Origin of the sequence: Sphaerotilus microaerophilus (assembly GCF_023734135.1) — a bacterium.
In the GTDB taxonomy this organism is placed as follows: domain Bacteria; phylum Pseudomonadota; class Gammaproteobacteria; order Burkholderiales; family Burkholderiaceae_C; genus Sphaerotilus; species Sphaerotilus microaerophilus.
The window spans coordinates 1120815-1137841 of sequence record NZ_AP025730.1; the positions used below are offsets into that span (position 1 = coordinate 1120815).

Here is a 17027-nt window from a genome sequence, read left to right on the forward strand (position 1 = left end):
AGGGGTGGATTAAAAAGAGGGGGTTAATAAGTTGCCGATAAGTCGGCTCAAGGGGGTGACAGCCGATAGTGGTGGGCCAGCATCAGTGCGATCGCGCATGAGGCGATGCGTGTATCACGCGAGTCGGCGCGGCTGGTCAGAATGACTGGCACCTTGGCTCCAAGAACGATCCCGGCGCTGGCTGCGCCGCCCATGAAGATCAACTGCTTGGCAAGCATGTTGCCGCTCTCCAGGTCAGGCACGACGAGGATGTCAGCTTGCCCGGCGACCTCGGAAACGATCCCCTTGATACGCGCAGCGGCGATGGAGACGGCGTTGTCGAAGGCCAGCGGCCCGTCGAGCAGGCCGCCAGTGATCTGGCCGCGATCGGCCATCTTGCACAGCGCCGCAGCGTCCAGCGTGGCCGCCATCGTCGGGCTGACCGTCTCGACCGCGGCCAGGATCGCGACCTTGGGTTCGCGCACGCCGATCACCTGTGCCAGCTCGATGGCGTTGCGGATGATGTCTGCCTTCTGTTCCAGATTCGGGGCGATATTGATCGCCGCATCGGTGACGATGAACGGGCGCGGATAGGCCGGTGTCTGCAACAGGAAGCAATGGCTGACCCGGCGCTTGGTGCGCAACCCCGCTGCTGCCGAAACCAGCGCGGACATCAGTTCGTCGGTGTGCAGGCTCCCTTTCATCAGGGCTTCGACTTCACCTGCGGCTGCCAAGGCGACGGCTTGCTGCGCAGCGGCGTGGCTGTGCGGGACGTCCACAATGGCGACGTCGGCCAGATCCAGCCCGGCCTCGGTGGCGACTGCTTCGAGCCGCCCTCGTGGCCCGACCAGCACCGGCTCGATCAACCCCGCGTGGCGCGCTTCGAGCGCAGCGGACAGGCTGGGGACATCGCACGGATGGGCGACGGCTACCCGAATCGGTTGCAAGTGCGCGACATGCGCCAGCAGGTGCTGCAGGCCTGTGCGGCCCTGCGCATCCGGATGGATTTCCGGCAACGCCGTGCGCGTTCTTTCAATGCGCTCAGTGGGCGCTACGACCTCTACCTGGCCTTGGAAAATCGCCACCCCCTCCTGGCTGGTGCAGGTGCAGTCCAGCGTGACGTGATGGGTGGCCGTGTCTTTGCTGCTCACCTGCATCTGCACGGTCAGCCTGTCGCCGGGCCGAACGGCTCCGAGCAAGCGCAGGTTCTGGCTGACATATTGGGTTCCAGGCCCCGGCAGGCGTGTTCCCAGCACAGCCGAGATCAGGGCGTTTGCACAAATGGCCTCCGTGGTGCCCCGCGAGGGCGAAGACACCGAAGATTCCGGATCCACATCGCCCGATTGCAGCGCGAACATGTGGATGTCTTGCGGCGAAAACGCGCGTTCGAGGCTGGCGCTGTCGCCGATGGCGATCTCGTCGAAGGTGCGGTTGCGCAGAACCTGCAATGCGTCGGCGGCGCCATCGACCGGTGCGGAGGACGTCGTCATTTGCCTTTCCCTCGCCGTGTTTGACTTGTCCGCGGGGCGGCTGGCGTCTTGGACACAGTTTTCTGCGTAGCAGTTTTCTTCTGAGGCGCCTTAGGCTTTGGAGAGGATGTCTTGGAGGTCGTGTTTATGGCCGGAGCGGAGGTGTCACTGGCGGAGCTCGGCATGGCTGGCGCCGCATTCGCATCCTCGACCGCAGCGGATGTGCCACTGGCAGAGCGTGGCATGGCGGTTGTCGACTTCGCGTCCACGACCGTAGCGGAGGTATCAGTGGCGGGACTTATCACGGCGGGCGCCGAAGCCGCCTGCGCTTGGCGCTCGGCCTGCTCGAACAAGGTAGAAACCTGTTCCAGCCTGGTTTGTTCTTGTGCGGACAGCACACCGCCGCTGCCAATCACTTGCACGATCATTCCCGCCACCTGGCGGATGTCATCAGGCGCTATGCCGTTGAGCAATCCGGGGATGGCGGACACCGTGGCGTCCTCGTCGAGCCTCATGAGCAAAGCCTGCCGACGAACGAGGTGGCGAAAGACCTGCATGTCGAAGTCGTTTGCCAAATGGGGGCGCGCGAGTTCTTTTGCGTGCCGGAAGTGCCGCCCGTCGGCCTCGCCACGCGCGGCCAGCACAAAGAACAGCGCCCGTATGGAGGCTTCGGCGAGCCCGCCGCTGTGAATATCCGCTTCGAGCCGTGTCAACTCTTGCGCCAGATACTGGCGATGCTCGGGCGTCTCGCTGGGACGGGGTCGCGGCGGTGCATCGTCGTGCAGGCTCTGTCCAGTCATGGCCTGCACCAGCGGCAGGCTGTACAGCGTGTCAAACGCCTGTGCGTAGATCTGGTCGCGGCAATCACGGAATTGATCCAGCATCTGTTCGACGGCGGTGGAAAACTGCGCCTGCAGTTGCAGGAAAGGGTTGGCCTCGGAGACGGGCTGACGATGGTCGCGCACGTGTTGCGCAGCCTCATGTACTGCGGCGGCGAGCGGATGCCTGTCAGACCACAATTCATAGCCCATGCGCAGCGGATGCAGCTGCTCCAGCCACTTCGCACCCTGGTCCGTGACCAGGGCACGCATCCATGGCTGCACGAAGCTGCGGTAGCAAGCCAGGTTGACCTCGGAGATCCGCGCAACGGCGGCGAACCGGCGATCGTTCTCAGGGTCGGGACGGACGATCTCACGGACTTCATCGATGCTGCTGCGGCGAATCCGCGTCAGGAAGACGTCACTGGTTGGGTCTCCTTCCTGCACTGGGTCGGGATGCTCATCGATTTGCATGTGGTGAATGCCTGCCGGCAGCACGTCGATGATGTCGATGTTCGCAGCGAACTCCTGGTGCTCTTTACGCCCGACGCTGCCGGAGACGAAGATTCCCAGATGTCCGATGCTGTCATGGGTAGCGTAGACGATGGTCTGGTCATGTCCCAGCACGTCCAGGTCGTTGCGGTACAGGTCGGTGATCCAGCCCAGGGCCTGGGGCGGTGGCGTGATGTTGTCCCCATAGGAGCAGAACACCAGGATCGGCGAGCGAATATTGCGCAGGTCGATGCGCACGCCATCAGACGTCACCAGCTGCGCCGTACTCAGTTTGTTGCCGATGAACAGGTTATCGACGATGTACTGTATTTCCACATCGTTCAGGAACACGTGGCCGCCCCAGTACTTCTCGAATTGCAAGTGGCGCGGGCCTTCCGTGTCGACCTTGGCGTACAGGTTGTACTGTTTGCTCCACAGCGTATTGGCCGGGTCCAGGTTCTCGAAGTTCTGTACCAGCCAGGCGCCGTCGAACCGACCGGCGCCCAGATCGCCGGTCAATGCCGTCAACCAACTACCGCCGGTCAGGCCGCCTGCATAGCGCATCGGCATGTCGCCCGCCCAGTACGACAGCGGCGCGCCGGCGACGATGATCGGTCCGAACAGTTCGGGCCAGACGGCAGCTGCCATCAGGATCTGCCAGCCCGCCTGGCAATTGCCGATGACCGCAGGCTTGCCGCGGCTGTCGGGGTGCAGCTCGCCGACCTTGCGCACGAAGGCCGCTTCGGCGCGCATGACGTCTTCGACGGTCTGGCCGGGAACGGGATCGGGCAGAAAGCCTACGAAGTAGCAGGGATGGCCAGCCTTGAGGGCCGCGCCGACCTCGCTATCGGGTTTGAAGCCGCCGATGCCTGGGCCGTGGCCCGCGCGTGGATCGACCACCACGAACGGTCGCTTGTGGGGATCGCTCGGCGTGTCGGCTGGCGGCAGGATACGTACGAGGCCATAGTTGACCGGCTGCGGAAGGTCCAGCCCGGACATGATGACCTCAGAGGCGAAGTCGAGTACGTTCGGCGTCTGCTCCTGCAAATGCTCCTGGTACTGGTTGCCGCGTTGGCGGCGAACGTCGGCATACAGAATGGACCGCTGCCAGGCATCCACTGCATACTCGTTTGCCATCGCCGATAGTCGCAACGGGTCCCACAGCAACTGCCCCCAAGCGGCCGTTGGTGATGTCGTGGTGTCTTGATTCATGGCGATGGGCACTCCGTCTATGATGAAACTGAAAAATTGAATGAAAAGGGGCCGCAGGCACATCGTCTTGCCGGCCCTTCCTCACTCAGTACATGTGCTGGCCACCATTCATCGACACGTTGCTGCCGGTCATGAACCCCGCAGACTCACTGGCGATGAATGCAACCAGTGCGGCGATTTCCTCAGGCCGTCCCAGACGACCCACGGGAATACCGGCAGTCACTTGCTTGACCACTTCCTCCGACATGCTCGTCACCATCTTCGTATCCAGATACCCCGGCGAGACGGTGTTGACCGTCACGCCTTTGCGCGCCACTTCCTGTGCGAGGGCTTTTGTGAAGCCATGCATGCCGGCTTTTGCGGCGGAGTAGTTGGTCTGGCCGAACTGCCCCTTGGAGCCGTTGATGGAGGAGATGTTGATGATCCGGCCCCAGCCCCTGTCGAGCATGCCGTCGATGAATGGCCGGGTGACGTTGAAAACGGAGTCGAGATTGACCCGCAGGACCGCATCCCAATCGGCGTAGCTCAGCTTGCGGAACGTAGCATCACGCGTGATGCCCGCGTTGTTGACCAGAATGTCGATGTGGTGACCGTCTGCTTGAATGAGGCCGGCCAGCTCCTGGCAGGAGGCATGGTCGGCCACATCCGCGCCGTAGGCGGCGAAGTCGTAACCTTCGCCGGCTTGGGTTTTCAGCCACGCGCCAATGCTGGCATTGCCCGGCGAATGGACGATGAGCACGGTATGGCCCGCATCGTGCAAGGCCCGGGCGATGGCTTCGCCCAGGCCGCCGCTGCCGCCGGTGACCAGTGCAGTGCGTTGCTCAGCCGGCATTGCGACCACCTGTCTTGGCTGGTGCGTCCTTGTCCTGTGCCTTGGCCCACACCGCTCCCCATTGCTTGAAAATATCCTGGAACGGCAATATCGCATCTGCCTGGCCTACGGCCTGCGTGACCGATTTCTGCCAGTCCTGAATGGCTTGCTGCAGGCCTTGGGTGAAGGTGGTCTGATTCTTGATTGCGACTTGCGTTAGTGCCTGCGCGCCACCCATCTGGTGCTGAAACTGACGCCAGAAGGCCTGCGCGGGCAGCGTGGCCAACTCCTGCCAGTTCTGGGCCTTGAGCAGGCTTTCGATCTCAGTGCCGGACTCGGCAATGTTTTCGCTGCCCGCGCGCGTGGCGTTCTCCAGCCATTGCTGGCCGTTTTCCTGCATCAGGCGTTGGATGCGCAGCTGCAGTTCCAGGTTCGCCTTGAAGAGATTGAGAGGGATGGTTTCATTGCTCATGGTCAAACTCCTTGCTTGGGTTGAAATGCCCACTCGGGCGGTAAAACGATCAGGCCATCTGGCCGATGGTTTTGCGAAAGCGTGCTAACGACAGGAAAAACAGCACCGTTCCGATCAGGGCCAGCGCCAGGAAGGGCTGCCATACCGTCTCCAGGCCCGCGCCCCGGTAAAGGATGGCCTGACTCAGTTCCACGAAATGCGTGGTGGGCGCGATCAGCATGATGTTCTGCACGATCTCGGGCATGCTTTCGCGCGGCGTGGTGCCACCCGACAGCATCTGCAGCGGCATGATGGTAAGCATCATCAGCATGCCGAACTGCGGCATGTTGCGCGCCAGCGTGGCGATGAATATGCCCATGGAGGTGGTGGCGAACAGGCTGAGGGCCGCGCCGGCGAAGAACAACACAATGGAGCCCTCGATGGGCACGCCCAGGATGCCGCGCACCATGAGGTTGAGGGACAGGAAGGAGGCGATCAGCACGACCAGGGCCATCGACCAGACCTTGGAGAGCATGATCTGCGCGGGTGTAACCGGCATCACCAGCAGGTGCTCGATGGTGCCGTGCTCGCGCTCCCGGATCAGCGCTGCGCCGGTCAGGATGATGGACAACAGCGTGATGTGGTTGATGATCTGCACCACCGAGCCGAACCAGGCCTTGTCCAGTGCCGGGTTGAAGCGTGCGCGCAATGCCAGATCCACGGGTGGCGCGTCGGTGCCGCGGTAACGCTTGACGAACTCATTGACTTCGCCGGTGAAGATCTGCTGGATATAGCCACTGCCGGTGAAGGCCTGGCTCATGCGGGTGGCGTCGACATTGAGCTGCACGGCAGGCGATCGCCCCGCCAGCACGTCGCGCTGGAAGTTGGGCGGAATGACCAGAGCGAAGGTGTACAGCCCCGCGTCCATGCCCGGGTCCACGTCCCCATAGTCGATCATGGCCGGTGGCGTGAACTGCGGGGGGTAGAAGGCCGAGGCAACCCGCTGGGACAGCGCCGAATTATCCTCGTCGACGATGGCGATGGGCGCGTTGTGCAGCGTCTCCGGCATGGACGTGGCCTTGGTGTAGACCGACGCGGTGAACACATAGACGATGAGCACAAGCATCATCGGATCGCGCCAAAGACTCCACAGCTCCTTGACACCAAGGTCGTAGATGTTGGCCAGGTTTCTTCTGCGCATCTCAACGCTCCTGCTTCTTGAGTAGCAAAACAGCCACGCCGAGAATGACCGGAACCGAAATGAGCATCGACCACAGCGGCCCCGTCAGGTCGGCCAGGCCGAGTGATTTGTTGAACACGCCACGGCTGATGGAGATCATGTGCGTGGCGGGGTAGATCTCGCCGATGAACTTGCTGGAGCCTTCGAGCGAGGACACTGGATCGATCAGGCCGGCGAACTGGGTGGCCGGGATCAGGGTACCGATCATGGCAAAGAACATGGCCGCGATCTGGCTACGCGTGACGGCCGAGGCCAGCAGCCCCATGCCGGTCGCAGCGAAGGAGAAGATCAGCGCGGCCAGCGACAGGGTGAAGAAGCTGCCCGTGACCGGCACACCGAAGACGGTGACCGCGAGCAGGCTCATCAGCAGGAAGTTCACCATGGCCAGACCGACATAGGGCAGTTGCTTGCCAAGCAGGAACTCGATGCGCGTGACCGGCGTCACGTAGAGATTGGTGATCGAGCCCGTCTCCTTCTCGCGCACCACCGCCAGCGCGGTCAGCATGGCCGGCAGCATGAGCAGCAGCAGAGGGATCACCGCCGGCACCATGGCCGGCAGGCTCTTGACATCGGGGTTGTAGCGAAAGCGTGTCTCGACGCTCGCATTTCCTGCGGCGCTGGCACCGCTGCGTTCGCTGGCCTGTACGAGCAGCCAGTGCTGGTGCATGCCCTGAACGTAGCCCTGGACGGTTTCCGCGCGTTGCGGCATGGCGCCGTCGATCCAGGCACCTATCTGCACGTTCTGGCCTCGCAACACATCGCGAGAGAAGCCAGGGGGGATCTCAATGGCCAGCGACAGTTCGCCGTTGCGCATACGCCGGTCGAGGTCCTCGTAGTCGATGATCGGCGCGTGCTCGGTGAAGTAGCGCGATCCGGCCAAGTTCAGCGTGTAGTTCTGGCTAAGCGTGGTCTGGTCGCGATCGAGCACCGCATAGCTCAGGTCCTCGACGTCCATGGTGATGCCGAAGCCGATCACGAACATCAGCAGCAGCGAACCGCCCAGCGCCAGCGTGGCGCGTACCGGGTCCCGCTGCAATTCCAGCGTCTCGCGCCACAGATAGCTGAACATTCGCTGCAGACTGAAACCGCCAGAGCCGTGCCCGCCGTGTTCAGCGGGTACCGCGGATGGCTGCTCCTCGTGATTGTCGGCCTCAGGCTGGCTGGGCGGGGCGGCTGTGCCTCCCTCGGCTTCGAGGAGGTAGCCGATGAAGGCCTCTTCAAGGGTTTTGGCGCCGCGTTTCTCGACCAGCCTGGCGGGCACGTCGCTGTCGAGCACCTTGCCGGCATGCATCATCGACATGCGGTCGCAGCGTTCGGCCTCGTTCATAAAGTGAGTGGAAATGAAGACCGTCACCCGGTCGCGCCGCGACAATTCAATAAGCAGCCGCCAGAACGCATCACGCGCCACCGGGTCGACGCCGGAGGTCGGCTCGTCCAGAATCAGCAGCTCGGGCTTGTGCACCATGGCAACGGCCAGCGACAGGCGCTGGCGTATGCCCAGCGGCAGACTGGCCGGCAGGCTGTCGATGACGTCCACCAGCCCGAAGCGCTCCACCATCTCGTCCACGCGGCCCGGAATATCGTTCGGGGACACACTGAAGAGCTTGGCGTGCAACTCCAGGTTCTGGCGTACCGTGATTTCGCTGTAGAGCGAGAACGCTTGGGACATGTAGCCGACGCGGCGGCGGGTGCCCAGATCATGCGGGTTCACTTCATGGCCGAACAGCCAGGCCCGACCCTCGCTCGCCGGCAACAGGCCGGTAAGCATCTTCATCGTCGTGGACTTGCCGCACCCGTTGGAGCCGAGGAAGCCGAAGATTTCACCGCGCCGGATGCGGAAGGACACGCTATCGACGGCAACGAAGTCGCCAAAGCGCATGGTCAGCCCCTCGGCCTCGATGGCGATATCGTCCGCGCCGCCATCCGACAAGGGGGGAATGACTACCGCTTGGTGTCCGCGCTTTTTCTCTTCCGGGAGCAGGCGGATGAATGCCTCTTCCAGGTTCGGGCTGCCTGTTCTTGCCAGCAATTCCTTCGGCGTGCCGGTGGCGAGAACCTTGCCGTCGTCGATGGCGGCCAGCCAGTCGAAGCGCTGGGCCTCATCCATGTAGGCCGTGGCCACAATCACGCTCATGCCGGGGCGATCGGCGCGGATACGCTCAATCAGATCCCAGAACTGCGCGCGCGCCAGCGGGTCCACGCCAGTCGTCGGCTCATCGAGAATCAGAAAATCCGGGTCATGAATCAGCGCGCAGCACAGGCCGAGTTTTTGCTTCATGCCCCCGGACAGCTTGCCTGCCGGGCGCTCCAGGAATTTGAACAGGCCAGTGGCCTGGGTCAGCTCATCGATGCGCTGGCGGCGCTCGGGCGCGTCATGGCCGAACAGCCGCGCGAAGAATTGCAGATTCTCCTCGACCGAGAGCGTCGGATACAGGTTCTTGCCCAACCCCTGCGGCATGTAGGCGATGCGCGGGCACACCAGCTTGCGGTGGGCCTTGCTGGCCATGTCGCCACCGAGCACCTCGACCGTGCCTTCCTGGATGATGCGCACACCGGCCAGCAACGAGAGCAGGCTGGACTTACCCACGCCGTCGGGGCCGATCAGACCGACCATCCGTCCAGCGGGGATGTCCAGGTCAATGCCATCCAAGGCAATGACGTCGCGGTAGCGCAGTCTTACCTGGCGGACACTTGCAACGGTCGCGAGCTGCGCGCTGTGGCTCATACCTTACTCCGGCACACGAACGGAGAGGTTCTGAGGCCACTCGGCCTTGGCGTCGAGCTTGACCCAGGCTACGCCGGGCAGACCGGTCTTGACCTGGTTCAGGTGCTCACGCAGCAGCTCCTGCGAGATCTGTGCGCGCACGCGAAACATCAGCTTTTGTCGCTCACTGGCGGTTTCCACCGTCTTGGGGGTGAACTGCGCTGCGCTGGCGACGAAGGAAACGGTGGCTGGAATCACATACTCGGGCGCGGCATCCAGAATGATGCGAACCTCCGAACCCAGCGCAACGCGGCCGGCCACGGTTTCGGGCAGGAAGAAGGTGATGTACACGTCCGACAGATCAAGGAGGTTCAAGACACGTCCGCCCGCTCCAAGCACCTCGCCGGGTTGCGCGACACGCACCTGAACCCGTCCGTCGCGCGGAGACCGCAGTTCGCTGTCGCGGATGTCGGCTTCGATGCGGCTGATACTGGCCGTAGCGGCGGACACGCTGGACTGCGCGCCGACAAGCTGCGCCCTGGCGGCTTCGACCGCGGCGCGGGCAGCGGCGGCCTGTGCCTTGCTGGCCGCGAGGGTCGCCTGGGCGCCCCGTACGCGCGCCCGGTCATCGTCCAGTTCCTGGATCGAGGCGGCTCCCTCACTCGACAGCGTGCTGGAGCGTGTCAGGCGCCGTTGCGCGGCGTCCAGTTCCGACTCGCGCTGACCAACCAGAGCCAAGGCGGCAGTCACGTCGGCTTCACGCAGCGCCACCTGTGCCTGCGCCGCGGTCACCGAATGCTCAGCCTGCTGACGCATGGCCAGGGCCTCGTCGCGCTGCGCTTCCAGCGTTTCCAGCCGCATCTTGGCCAGTGGCTGGCCGGCTGTGACGAAATCGCCTTCACGCACCAGGATGTCTTCGATGCGGCCGGGAAGCTTGGTGGCCACGTCGATCTCGGTGGCTTCGATGCGGCCATTGCCGTTGACGAATCCTTCGCCCGGGCCGCTGTCGGTAAACCTCGTCCAGCTCCACCAGGCCAGCGCGGCAACAACCGCTGCAGCGAAAGCGACCAGGAGTTTTTTCTTGAGAGAGGGGGAGACAGTCATGGGTTCGGCGTGCCTTAACGGGTTGATGGGGTGGAAGCGGGAGTCGAGGCCGCACCCTGTGCCTCGCCGGCTGCGGCGAGGGTGCCGCCGCCGAGCGCGGCATACAGCGCCACTTGGCTGGACAGCAGCGCGCGGCGCGCCTGTACCAGTTGTTGCTGGGCTCCCAGCAGATCGCGTTGGGCATCCAGCACTTCCAAGAAGGCGGCCGAGCCGTTGTCGTAGCGCAACTTGGCCAGGCGTGCGCGTTCGCTTTGCGCTTCCAGGTTGGCTCTCTGGATCGTCAACTGCTCAGCCAGCCAGTGCTTTGCGCTCAGCGCATCGGCCACCTCGCGGAAGGCCGATTGAATGGTTTTTTCGTATCCGGCGACGGCGATGTCGCGGCGCACTTCGCTCAGCTCCAGATTGGCGCGGCGGCGCCCGCCATCGAAGATGGGCAGCGACAGGGTGGGCATGAAGGTCCAGGCGCGACTGCCGGAATCGAACAAGCCATTCAAGTCGGAGCTGGCCGTGCCGAAGCTGCCGGTCAGCGCAATGCGCGGCAAGAACGCCGCGCGGGCCGCGCCGATGTGGGCATTGCTGGCACGCAATTGGTGTTCGGCGGAAATGATGTCCGGGCGACTGACCAGCAGCTCCGAAGGCAGACCGGCCCGCAGCTCAGCCAGAACCGTCGTTTCATCGAAGGGTGCCTTGGCGGGCAGCGGGCCGGGATCAGCGCCTACCAGCAGTGCCAGGGCGTGCAGTTGCGTGGTGCGAGCTTGCTCAAGCTGCGTCAGCAGCGCCTGAGCTTGGTTCAGCAGGGTCTGGACCTGTGTGAGATCCAGCTTCGAGGTCGAGCCGACTTCGACGCGGCGCCGGAAAATGCGATAGGACTCCTCGCGGGTGGTCACGGTTTGCCGTGCGATCGCCACGCGTTCGTCGATCTCGCGCAGGCCAAGATAGCCGTCTGCCACCTGGGCGATCAGCGCCAAATGGACGGCCTGGCGAGCCGCGTCGGAAGCCAGCCAAGCTTGCAGGGCGGCGTCTTCCAGGTTGCGGATCCGACCCCACAGATCCAGTTCCCAGGTGGTCAAACCCACCTCGGCCCGGTACTCGCCGCCCACCAGCGATCGGCCCGACATGTTCAGGTCGCCAGGGACCCGCGCGCGTCCACCTTGGGCGCCCACGCCCATGGCAGGAAAACGATCCGAGCGCTGAATGCGGAATGTGGCGCTGGCTTCCTCGACGCGCAGCGCGGCCACGCGCAGGTCGCGGTTGTTTTCCAGCGCAGTCTCGATGAGGCGTTGCAGCAGGGGGTCGGTGAAGTACGCCTGCCAGGCAAGCTCTCCCGCGTGGGCGCCGTCGGTGCCTGATCCAAGATGCGCGGGCCAGGCTTCGGGCACGGGCAATGGCGGGGTGTCTGGCGCCGGAGCGAGCGACATGCAGCCGGTCAAGACGACGGCGCTCAGGGCCAACGAGGCAGCGCGCAATCTGAACGCAGGAAACAACGGGGAAGTTGGGAGCATGGTCACGTTCCGTACAGGTATCGGGCTGAAGAGGGTCTGGTCGCAGAGGAGGGAATGGCTGCCACCCGCGCAATGCGGGGTTCGTGGCTGGTGTCCGCAGGCCCTACTTTCTTGCTTGCAAGTGCTGTCAAGCCCACTTCATCTCCTTGTTGATATGTGCATCCCCGTGTTCCCCGGCTGGTTGATAGGGCGCTCTTCCTGTGTCGTAACCCGATGTGCCAGGTTCACTCGCGCCCTGTGTTGATCTGCATTGTGAAATCTGAAAACAAACCACTGGACGGTTGTTTTCAATTATAGGACTTACGCAAACGTTTAAATCAAACTAGATTATTTAATATATCGGCGCCGATTTCGTGGTATTTGTGATAATATATTCACCATGAAACCCACGAGCCGAGACTACTGCCAATTTCTGATATCCACACAAATCAACTACACGCAGACCTATTTTGCGGATCACCATCAGAGGTTTTCTCATGACGCCATAAATCGCTACTTGCAGGCTGCCAATATCAGCCCGGCCGATGTCTGGAATCTGGCCCGACGAAACATCGAATTTGACGACGATGCCTGCCTGGTTTTCGATGACAGCGTTCTGGACAAGAACCACTCGCACAAAATCGAGCTGGTGCGCAAACAGTACAGCGGCAACGCCCACGGCCTGATCAAGGGCATTGGGGTGGTCAACTGCCTGTACGTGAACATCAAGACCGGCCACTACTGGATCATCGACTGGCGCATCTATGCGCCTGACGAAGACGGCAAGTCCAAGCTGGATCATGTCCAGGAGATGTTCGACAATGCCATGGCGCACAAGAAGCTGCCCTTTCGCACCGTGCTGATGGACTCCTGGTACGCCACCATGGATCTGATGAAGCACATCCACCGGGCGGGCAAGCACTTCTACTGCCCGCTCAAGAGCAATCGCAAGGTTGACGACAGCCAAGGCCAGCAGCCCTACAAGGCGGTCAGTACGCTGCAGTGGAGTGCCCAAGAACATGTGCATGGCAAACACGTCAAACTGTTCAAGTTTCCCAGTGACATCAAGCTGAAACTGTTCCGGGTTGTGGTTGATACCAATCGCACGGACTGGGTTGTGACAAACGACCTATCTCAAGATTCGACGGACGATACGCATGAGATGTGTGCCGTGCGCTGGAAGATTGAGCAGTACCACAGGGAGATCAAGCAGGTTCTTGGCATCGAAAAATGTCAGTGCAGAATGGCCCGGTCACAGAAGAATCACATCGCCTGCGCGATATTGGCCTGGGTCCACCTCTGCGAGACGGCCAAAGCGCTGAAGACAAACATCTACAGCCTGAAGAAGGGAATCCTCTCGGAATTCCTCAAGAAGGAACTTCGGTCACCAACCATTCGCATGGCACCCATCTGACATATTGAGTCGAAATGGCGAATCATTGCGCTAGCTGAAGTGACCCTGCGTAAGTCCTAAATTATACGTTACAATCCAAGAACCGCAATCAGCGGGCTCGTCGGTCATTGACGCAGGTCAATTCGAGCTGCCGGCTTGGGTTCAAGGAAGGCCCTGATTCTTGGTAGAGCCGGTGACAGGCCCATGGGAACACCCCTCAGATCTTTGAACAGAGCCTTTGAATGCCACCCAAGAAAGATGACGCGCCAGACAACAAGCGCCGCTACCTGTCCTCTGCCGCCAGGAAAGAGGAAATACTCGACGCGGCCCTGGTCGAATTCGCGGATCGGACATACAACGCAGTGTCGATGGAGCGCCTGGCGGAATGCGCGGGCTTGTCCAAGGCTGGCATCTATGCCCACTTCAAAAGCAAGGAAGAAATTTTTCACGCCTTGCTCGAACGTACGACGAAGCAGATTTGTGATTTCCAGGGCTGGCTCCCGGATGAGGATCTGACGTTGCCAGAGCTGGTAGATGTCTACCTGGATCGCCTGTACGCGACCTTCAGCTCCCCTGCCACGATGTCGATCTACCGGCTGCTTCTGGCCGAAAGCGCCCGAACTCCAGAGCTGGTGCAGCGTTGGCACAACGAAGTTGCGCTCGGGCTGAAAGAGCGGGCGCAGACGATCATCCACCGCAACATACGCCGAGGCGTCATTCGCCCAGGCGTCTTGACCGAACACTTCTTCCCGTTGGCGCTCGCGCCCGCAGTGCTGTGGCTGAGTTCCTCGATGCTGTCCAAGGGGAATCCTTCCATCTCGCTGGTGCAGTTACGGGATGCGCACCGGCAACTGTTGCTTGAGCTTTTGCAGCCTCAATGAGCGGAGTGATGCACAGAGTCCTGCGCGCCCTTGCAGGCTTGGCGATCGGCTTTGTGGTACTGCTGCTGACTGTGTGGGGTGCGCTGGCTCTGTGGCATCAGATGCCGGGACCTTCGGTGGTGCGATGGTTCGTCATTGCCATGTGGTCCACATTGGGTGTGACCGTTGTCTTGTCGCGGGCGGGCTTGCTTGGGCGGCGCAATCGCAACATCGCCGGATTCGCATTTGTGATCGCAGCCGCCTCCCTGCTCATGTGGTGGGGGACGCTGCAGCCGTCACACCAGCGTGTATGGGCTGACGATGTCGCTCAGTTGCTGGAGGCCAGGATCGACGGCAACCATGTTCACCTGAATAATGTGCGCAACTTCCAGTGGCGCAGCGAAACCGACTACACCCCGCAGTGGGAGAGCCGCACATACGACCTGGATCGTCTGCGCAGCGCCGACTTGGTGCTTTCCTACTGGATGGGGCCGCACATCGCCCACACCCTGGTGTCGTTCGGCTTCGATGGCGGTGAACGCGTGGTGTTCTCGCTGGAAATTCGCAAGGAACGCCATGAGTCCTTCTCGGCGGTAGGAGGATTCTTCCGTCAGTTCGAGCAGATCCTGGTAGCCGCCGATGAGCGAGACATTGTGCGTACGCGCAGCAACGCGCGAGGCGAAGATGTTTATCTCTATCGCTTGCAGATGAATCAGGCGAGTGCCCGCGCGTTGTTTCTGGAGTATCTGAACGCGGCCAATGAACTGCGGCAGAAACCGCGCTTTTACAACACGTTAACCAGTAACTGCACGACCATCGTATTCGAGCTGGCCCGGGTCATTGCGCCCGCATTGCCAATGGACTATCGCCTGCTGCTGTCTGGATATTTTGCGCGGTACGTCTACGACCTGCATGGATTGACGCCTGGCTATCGTTACGATGAATTGCAGGCACTGGGGCATATCAACGAACGTGCCCTTGCTTCCGATGTGTCAGAGGATGACTTCTCGATGTCGATTCGACAAGGCGTGCCAGGCATCCCTGCCAACGAGGTGAATCCATGAGGTTCCCGCAGGCCTGCCTTCTCATTGCATGCGCCGCTCTTGCTCCGCTGCTGCTGGGGGGCTGCTCGATCCTGCGCGAGTTCGGCCCAGTGGTTGAAGTTCATACGCTACCTGCCAGGGAGGCCATCGAACTCAAGCGCGGCGACATCCTGACACGTGGCAAGCTCAGCGATGCGACTGTCCAGACCATCAGGGTGGCGGCATTGGATGAGCAGGCATGCGCAAAGCCGATCTCCTCGGAGTGCGCGGAGGCCTTGGCTACCGTGACGGGGGTCGCCACGGATAGACGCCTGGCTGCACTGTCCGAACTATGGCTGGCGCAGGCTCAGGCCATGAAGCCCGGCTCAGCGCAGCAAGCCGCCTGGCTTGAGACGATTCGCTATGCCTATGCTTATCTGTTCCTTGGTGACCATACTCCGGGAGAGCGGGCCTTCGAGGATCGCCAGACCCAAGTGCGGGATTGGTATAACTATGCCGTCGAGCATGCGGCCACCGGCATGTTCGAAGTTCGGCAACAAATGCCGACGCAGTTGCCCGACCAGACCAGTTGGAACATTGCAGGCTGGGAACTGAAGCTGGATATGCGCGGCGCGCGCTTACCGGGCAGTACGGCGGTGCCAGCCGAACTCCTGCCAGCCTCGTCCCTGTCTTTCCGTGGATTGCGTAGCCTCTACCGGCGCGACGGCTTTGGCGCCGAGCTTGTGGCGGTCATTCCGGACGAGTCCCTGAGCGCCGCCCCAACTCGGGGTGGTCGCCCAGCGGCAAAACATGATCAGCAACCGCTGCCCTGGAGCGAGATGCCCGCGCCGTCCATGACGGTTCTGCTGCATCCCGACGGAGACAACTTGGACAGCGTGCTGCATGCTCGTACAGCCCGTCTGACGGTGCATGACCCCTATGTGGAATCGGCCATTATGCTGCGCGGCCAACGTGTGCCGCTGGCGGCCAATTTCACGGCCGGCTATGGCGTATGGCTGGCCCGTGCCAATTTCAACCGCCAGTCGCTGCGCAGCCTGCTCGGGCGCGAGGGTGGCATCGACCGCCCGCACGTCTACTTGATGCAGCCCTACGATCCGAACAGGCGGATCATCGTCATGCTGCACGGACTGGCCAGCAGCCCTGAAGCCTGGGTGGAACTCGCCAACGAAATCCTGGGCGATGAGGCCCTGCGCCAGCATTACCAGATCTGGCAGGTCTACTACCCGACCAACATGCCAGTCGCGTTGAACCACGCCATGATTCGCAGGGCGCTCGGGGATACGCTGACGCATTTCGACCCATCCGGCCAAGCGCCGGCGTCGTCCGACCTCGTGCTGGTGGGGCATAGCATGGGCGGGGTCATCGCGCGGTTGATGGTGTCGTCAACCGATCAATCGCTGGTGCAATTGGCTGCGGATCACAGTCGGTTGACGCCGCAGCAGATCAGGCGCATTGATCCCATGTTGCGCTTCGAGCCCTTCCCGAATGTCAGCAGTGCCATCTTCATCGCGGCGCCTCATCGGGGCACATCGGTCGCGGGTGGACGCCTGGGGCGCTGGATGGCGGGATTTATCCGCTTTCCCATTACGGTGCTCGAAGAACTCGCCCATACACTGGCACCCAATGCGGCCGCCAGCAGCCGTGAAAGCCTGGCAACCATTCCCAATAGCGTGAACAATCTCGACGAAAACGATCCGTTCGTGCGTACGGCGGCGGGCTTTCCCATCTCATCCCAGGTGCGCTATCACTCGATCGTGGCCCAAGCCAATTCCGAAGTGGCCCTCGATGATTCCGATGACGGTCTTGTGCCTTATCGCAGCGCACATCTTCCCGGCGCACAGTCCGAGAAAGTCATTATTTCGGGGCACAGCGTGCAACAGAGCGCGGCCGCGATACTGGAGATCCAGCGTATTCTGAGAGAGGACATGGCTCTGCGGGAAGCGCATTTACAGCCATAGACAACTGCCATC

The 17027-nt window shown here is 62.1% G+C and carries 12 protein-coding genes; 4 read left to right on the forward strand and 8 right to left on the reverse strand.

Annotation, left to right across the window (positions count from 1 at the left end; translation table 11 throughout):
- Positions 1-47 precede the first annotated feature (47 nt).
- The 8 genes from NGK70_RS04815 to NGK70_RS04850 all read right to left on the reverse strand — a co-directional run bounded on the left by NGK70_RS04815 (position 48) and on the right by NGK70_RS04850 (position 11782).
- The gene (locus NGK70_RS04815; protein WP_054667833.1) at positions 48-1469 is read right to left on the reverse strand and encodes a bifunctional enoyl-CoA hydratase/phosphate acetyltransferase; all 1422 of its coding nucleotides are present in this window, start codon (positions 1467-1469) and stop codon (positions 48-50) included.
- Entirely contained in the window at positions 1466-3970 is a 2505-nt protein-coding gene (locus NGK70_RS04820) for a DUF3141 domain-containing protein (protein WP_428985573.1), read from the reverse strand. The genes NGK70_RS04815 and NGK70_RS04820 overlap by 4 nt, the downstream gene beginning before the upstream one ends.
- A gap of 85 nt (positions 3971-4055) precedes the next feature.
- Positions 4056-4802 carry an acetoacetyl-CoA reductase gene (phbB, locus tag NGK70_RS04825; protein ID WP_251972221.1) on the reverse strand — a complete coding sequence of 249 codons (747 nt, stop codon included), beginning with the start codon at positions 4800-4802 and terminating at the stop codon, positions 4056-4058.
- The gene (locus NGK70_RS04830) at positions 4792-5253 is read right to left on the reverse strand and encodes a phasin family protein (RefSeq protein WP_087747806.1); all 462 of its coding nucleotides are present in this window, start codon (positions 5251-5253) and stop codon (positions 4792-4794) included. The genes phbB and NGK70_RS04830 overlap by 11 nt, the downstream gene beginning before the upstream one ends.
- A 49-nt stretch (positions 5254-5302) precedes the next feature.
- On the reverse strand, positions 5303-6433 hold the full coding sequence (locus NGK70_RS04835) for an ABC transporter permease (RefSeq protein ID WP_251972222.1): 1131 nt from the start codon (positions 6431-6433) through the stop codon (positions 5303-5305).
- Position 6434: 1 nt separating this feature from the next.
- Positions 6435-9197 carry a ribosome-associated ATPase/putative transporter RbbA gene (gene rbbA, locus NGK70_RS04840; RefSeq protein WP_087747804.1) on the reverse strand — a complete coding sequence of 921 codons (2763 nt, stop codon included), beginning with the start codon at positions 9195-9197 and terminating at the stop codon, positions 6435-6437.
- 3 nt (positions 9198-9200) lie between these two features.
- Positions 9201-10280: an HlyD family secretion protein gene (locus NGK70_RS04845; RefSeq protein WP_054667827.1), complete on the reverse strand. Its 1080-nt coding sequence runs from the start codon at positions 10278-10280 to the stop codon at positions 9201-9203.
- Between the two features lie 14 nt (positions 10281-10294).
- Entirely contained in the window at positions 10295-11782 is a 1488-nt protein-coding gene (locus NGK70_RS04850) for an efflux transporter outer membrane subunit (RefSeq protein WP_251972223.1), read from the reverse strand.
- A gap of 379 nt (positions 11783-12161) precedes the next feature.
- Here NGK70_RS04850 and NGK70_RS04855 point away from each other — a divergent pair, with 379 nt between their 5' ends.
- The 4 genes from NGK70_RS04855 to NGK70_RS04870 all read left to right on the forward strand — a co-directional run bounded on the left by NGK70_RS04855 (position 12162) and on the right by NGK70_RS04870 (position 17015).
- Positions 12162-13175: an IS701 family transposase gene (locus NGK70_RS04855; protein ID WP_251969112.1), complete on the forward strand. Its 1014-nt coding sequence runs from the start codon at positions 12162-12164 to the stop codon at positions 13173-13175.
- 221 nt (positions 13176-13396) lie between these two features.
- Entirely contained in the window at positions 13397-14035 is a 639-nt protein-coding gene (locus NGK70_RS04860) for a TetR/AcrR family transcriptional regulator (protein WP_103738602.1), read from the forward strand.
- An 8-nt stretch (positions 14036-14043) separates the two neighbouring features.
- Positions 14044-15078 (forward strand): Lnb N-terminal periplasmic domain-containing protein, encoded by a 1035-nt coding sequence (locus tag NGK70_RS04865; protein ID WP_018715740.1) that lies wholly within the window; start codon positions 14044-14046, stop codon positions 15076-15078.
- Entirely contained in the window at positions 15075-17015 is a 1941-nt protein-coding gene (locus tag NGK70_RS04870; RefSeq protein ID WP_018715741.1) for an esterase/lipase family protein, read from the forward strand. The genes NGK70_RS04865 and NGK70_RS04870 overlap by 4 nt, the downstream gene beginning before the upstream one ends.
- The last annotated feature ends 12 nt before the right edge of the window (positions 17016-17027 follow it).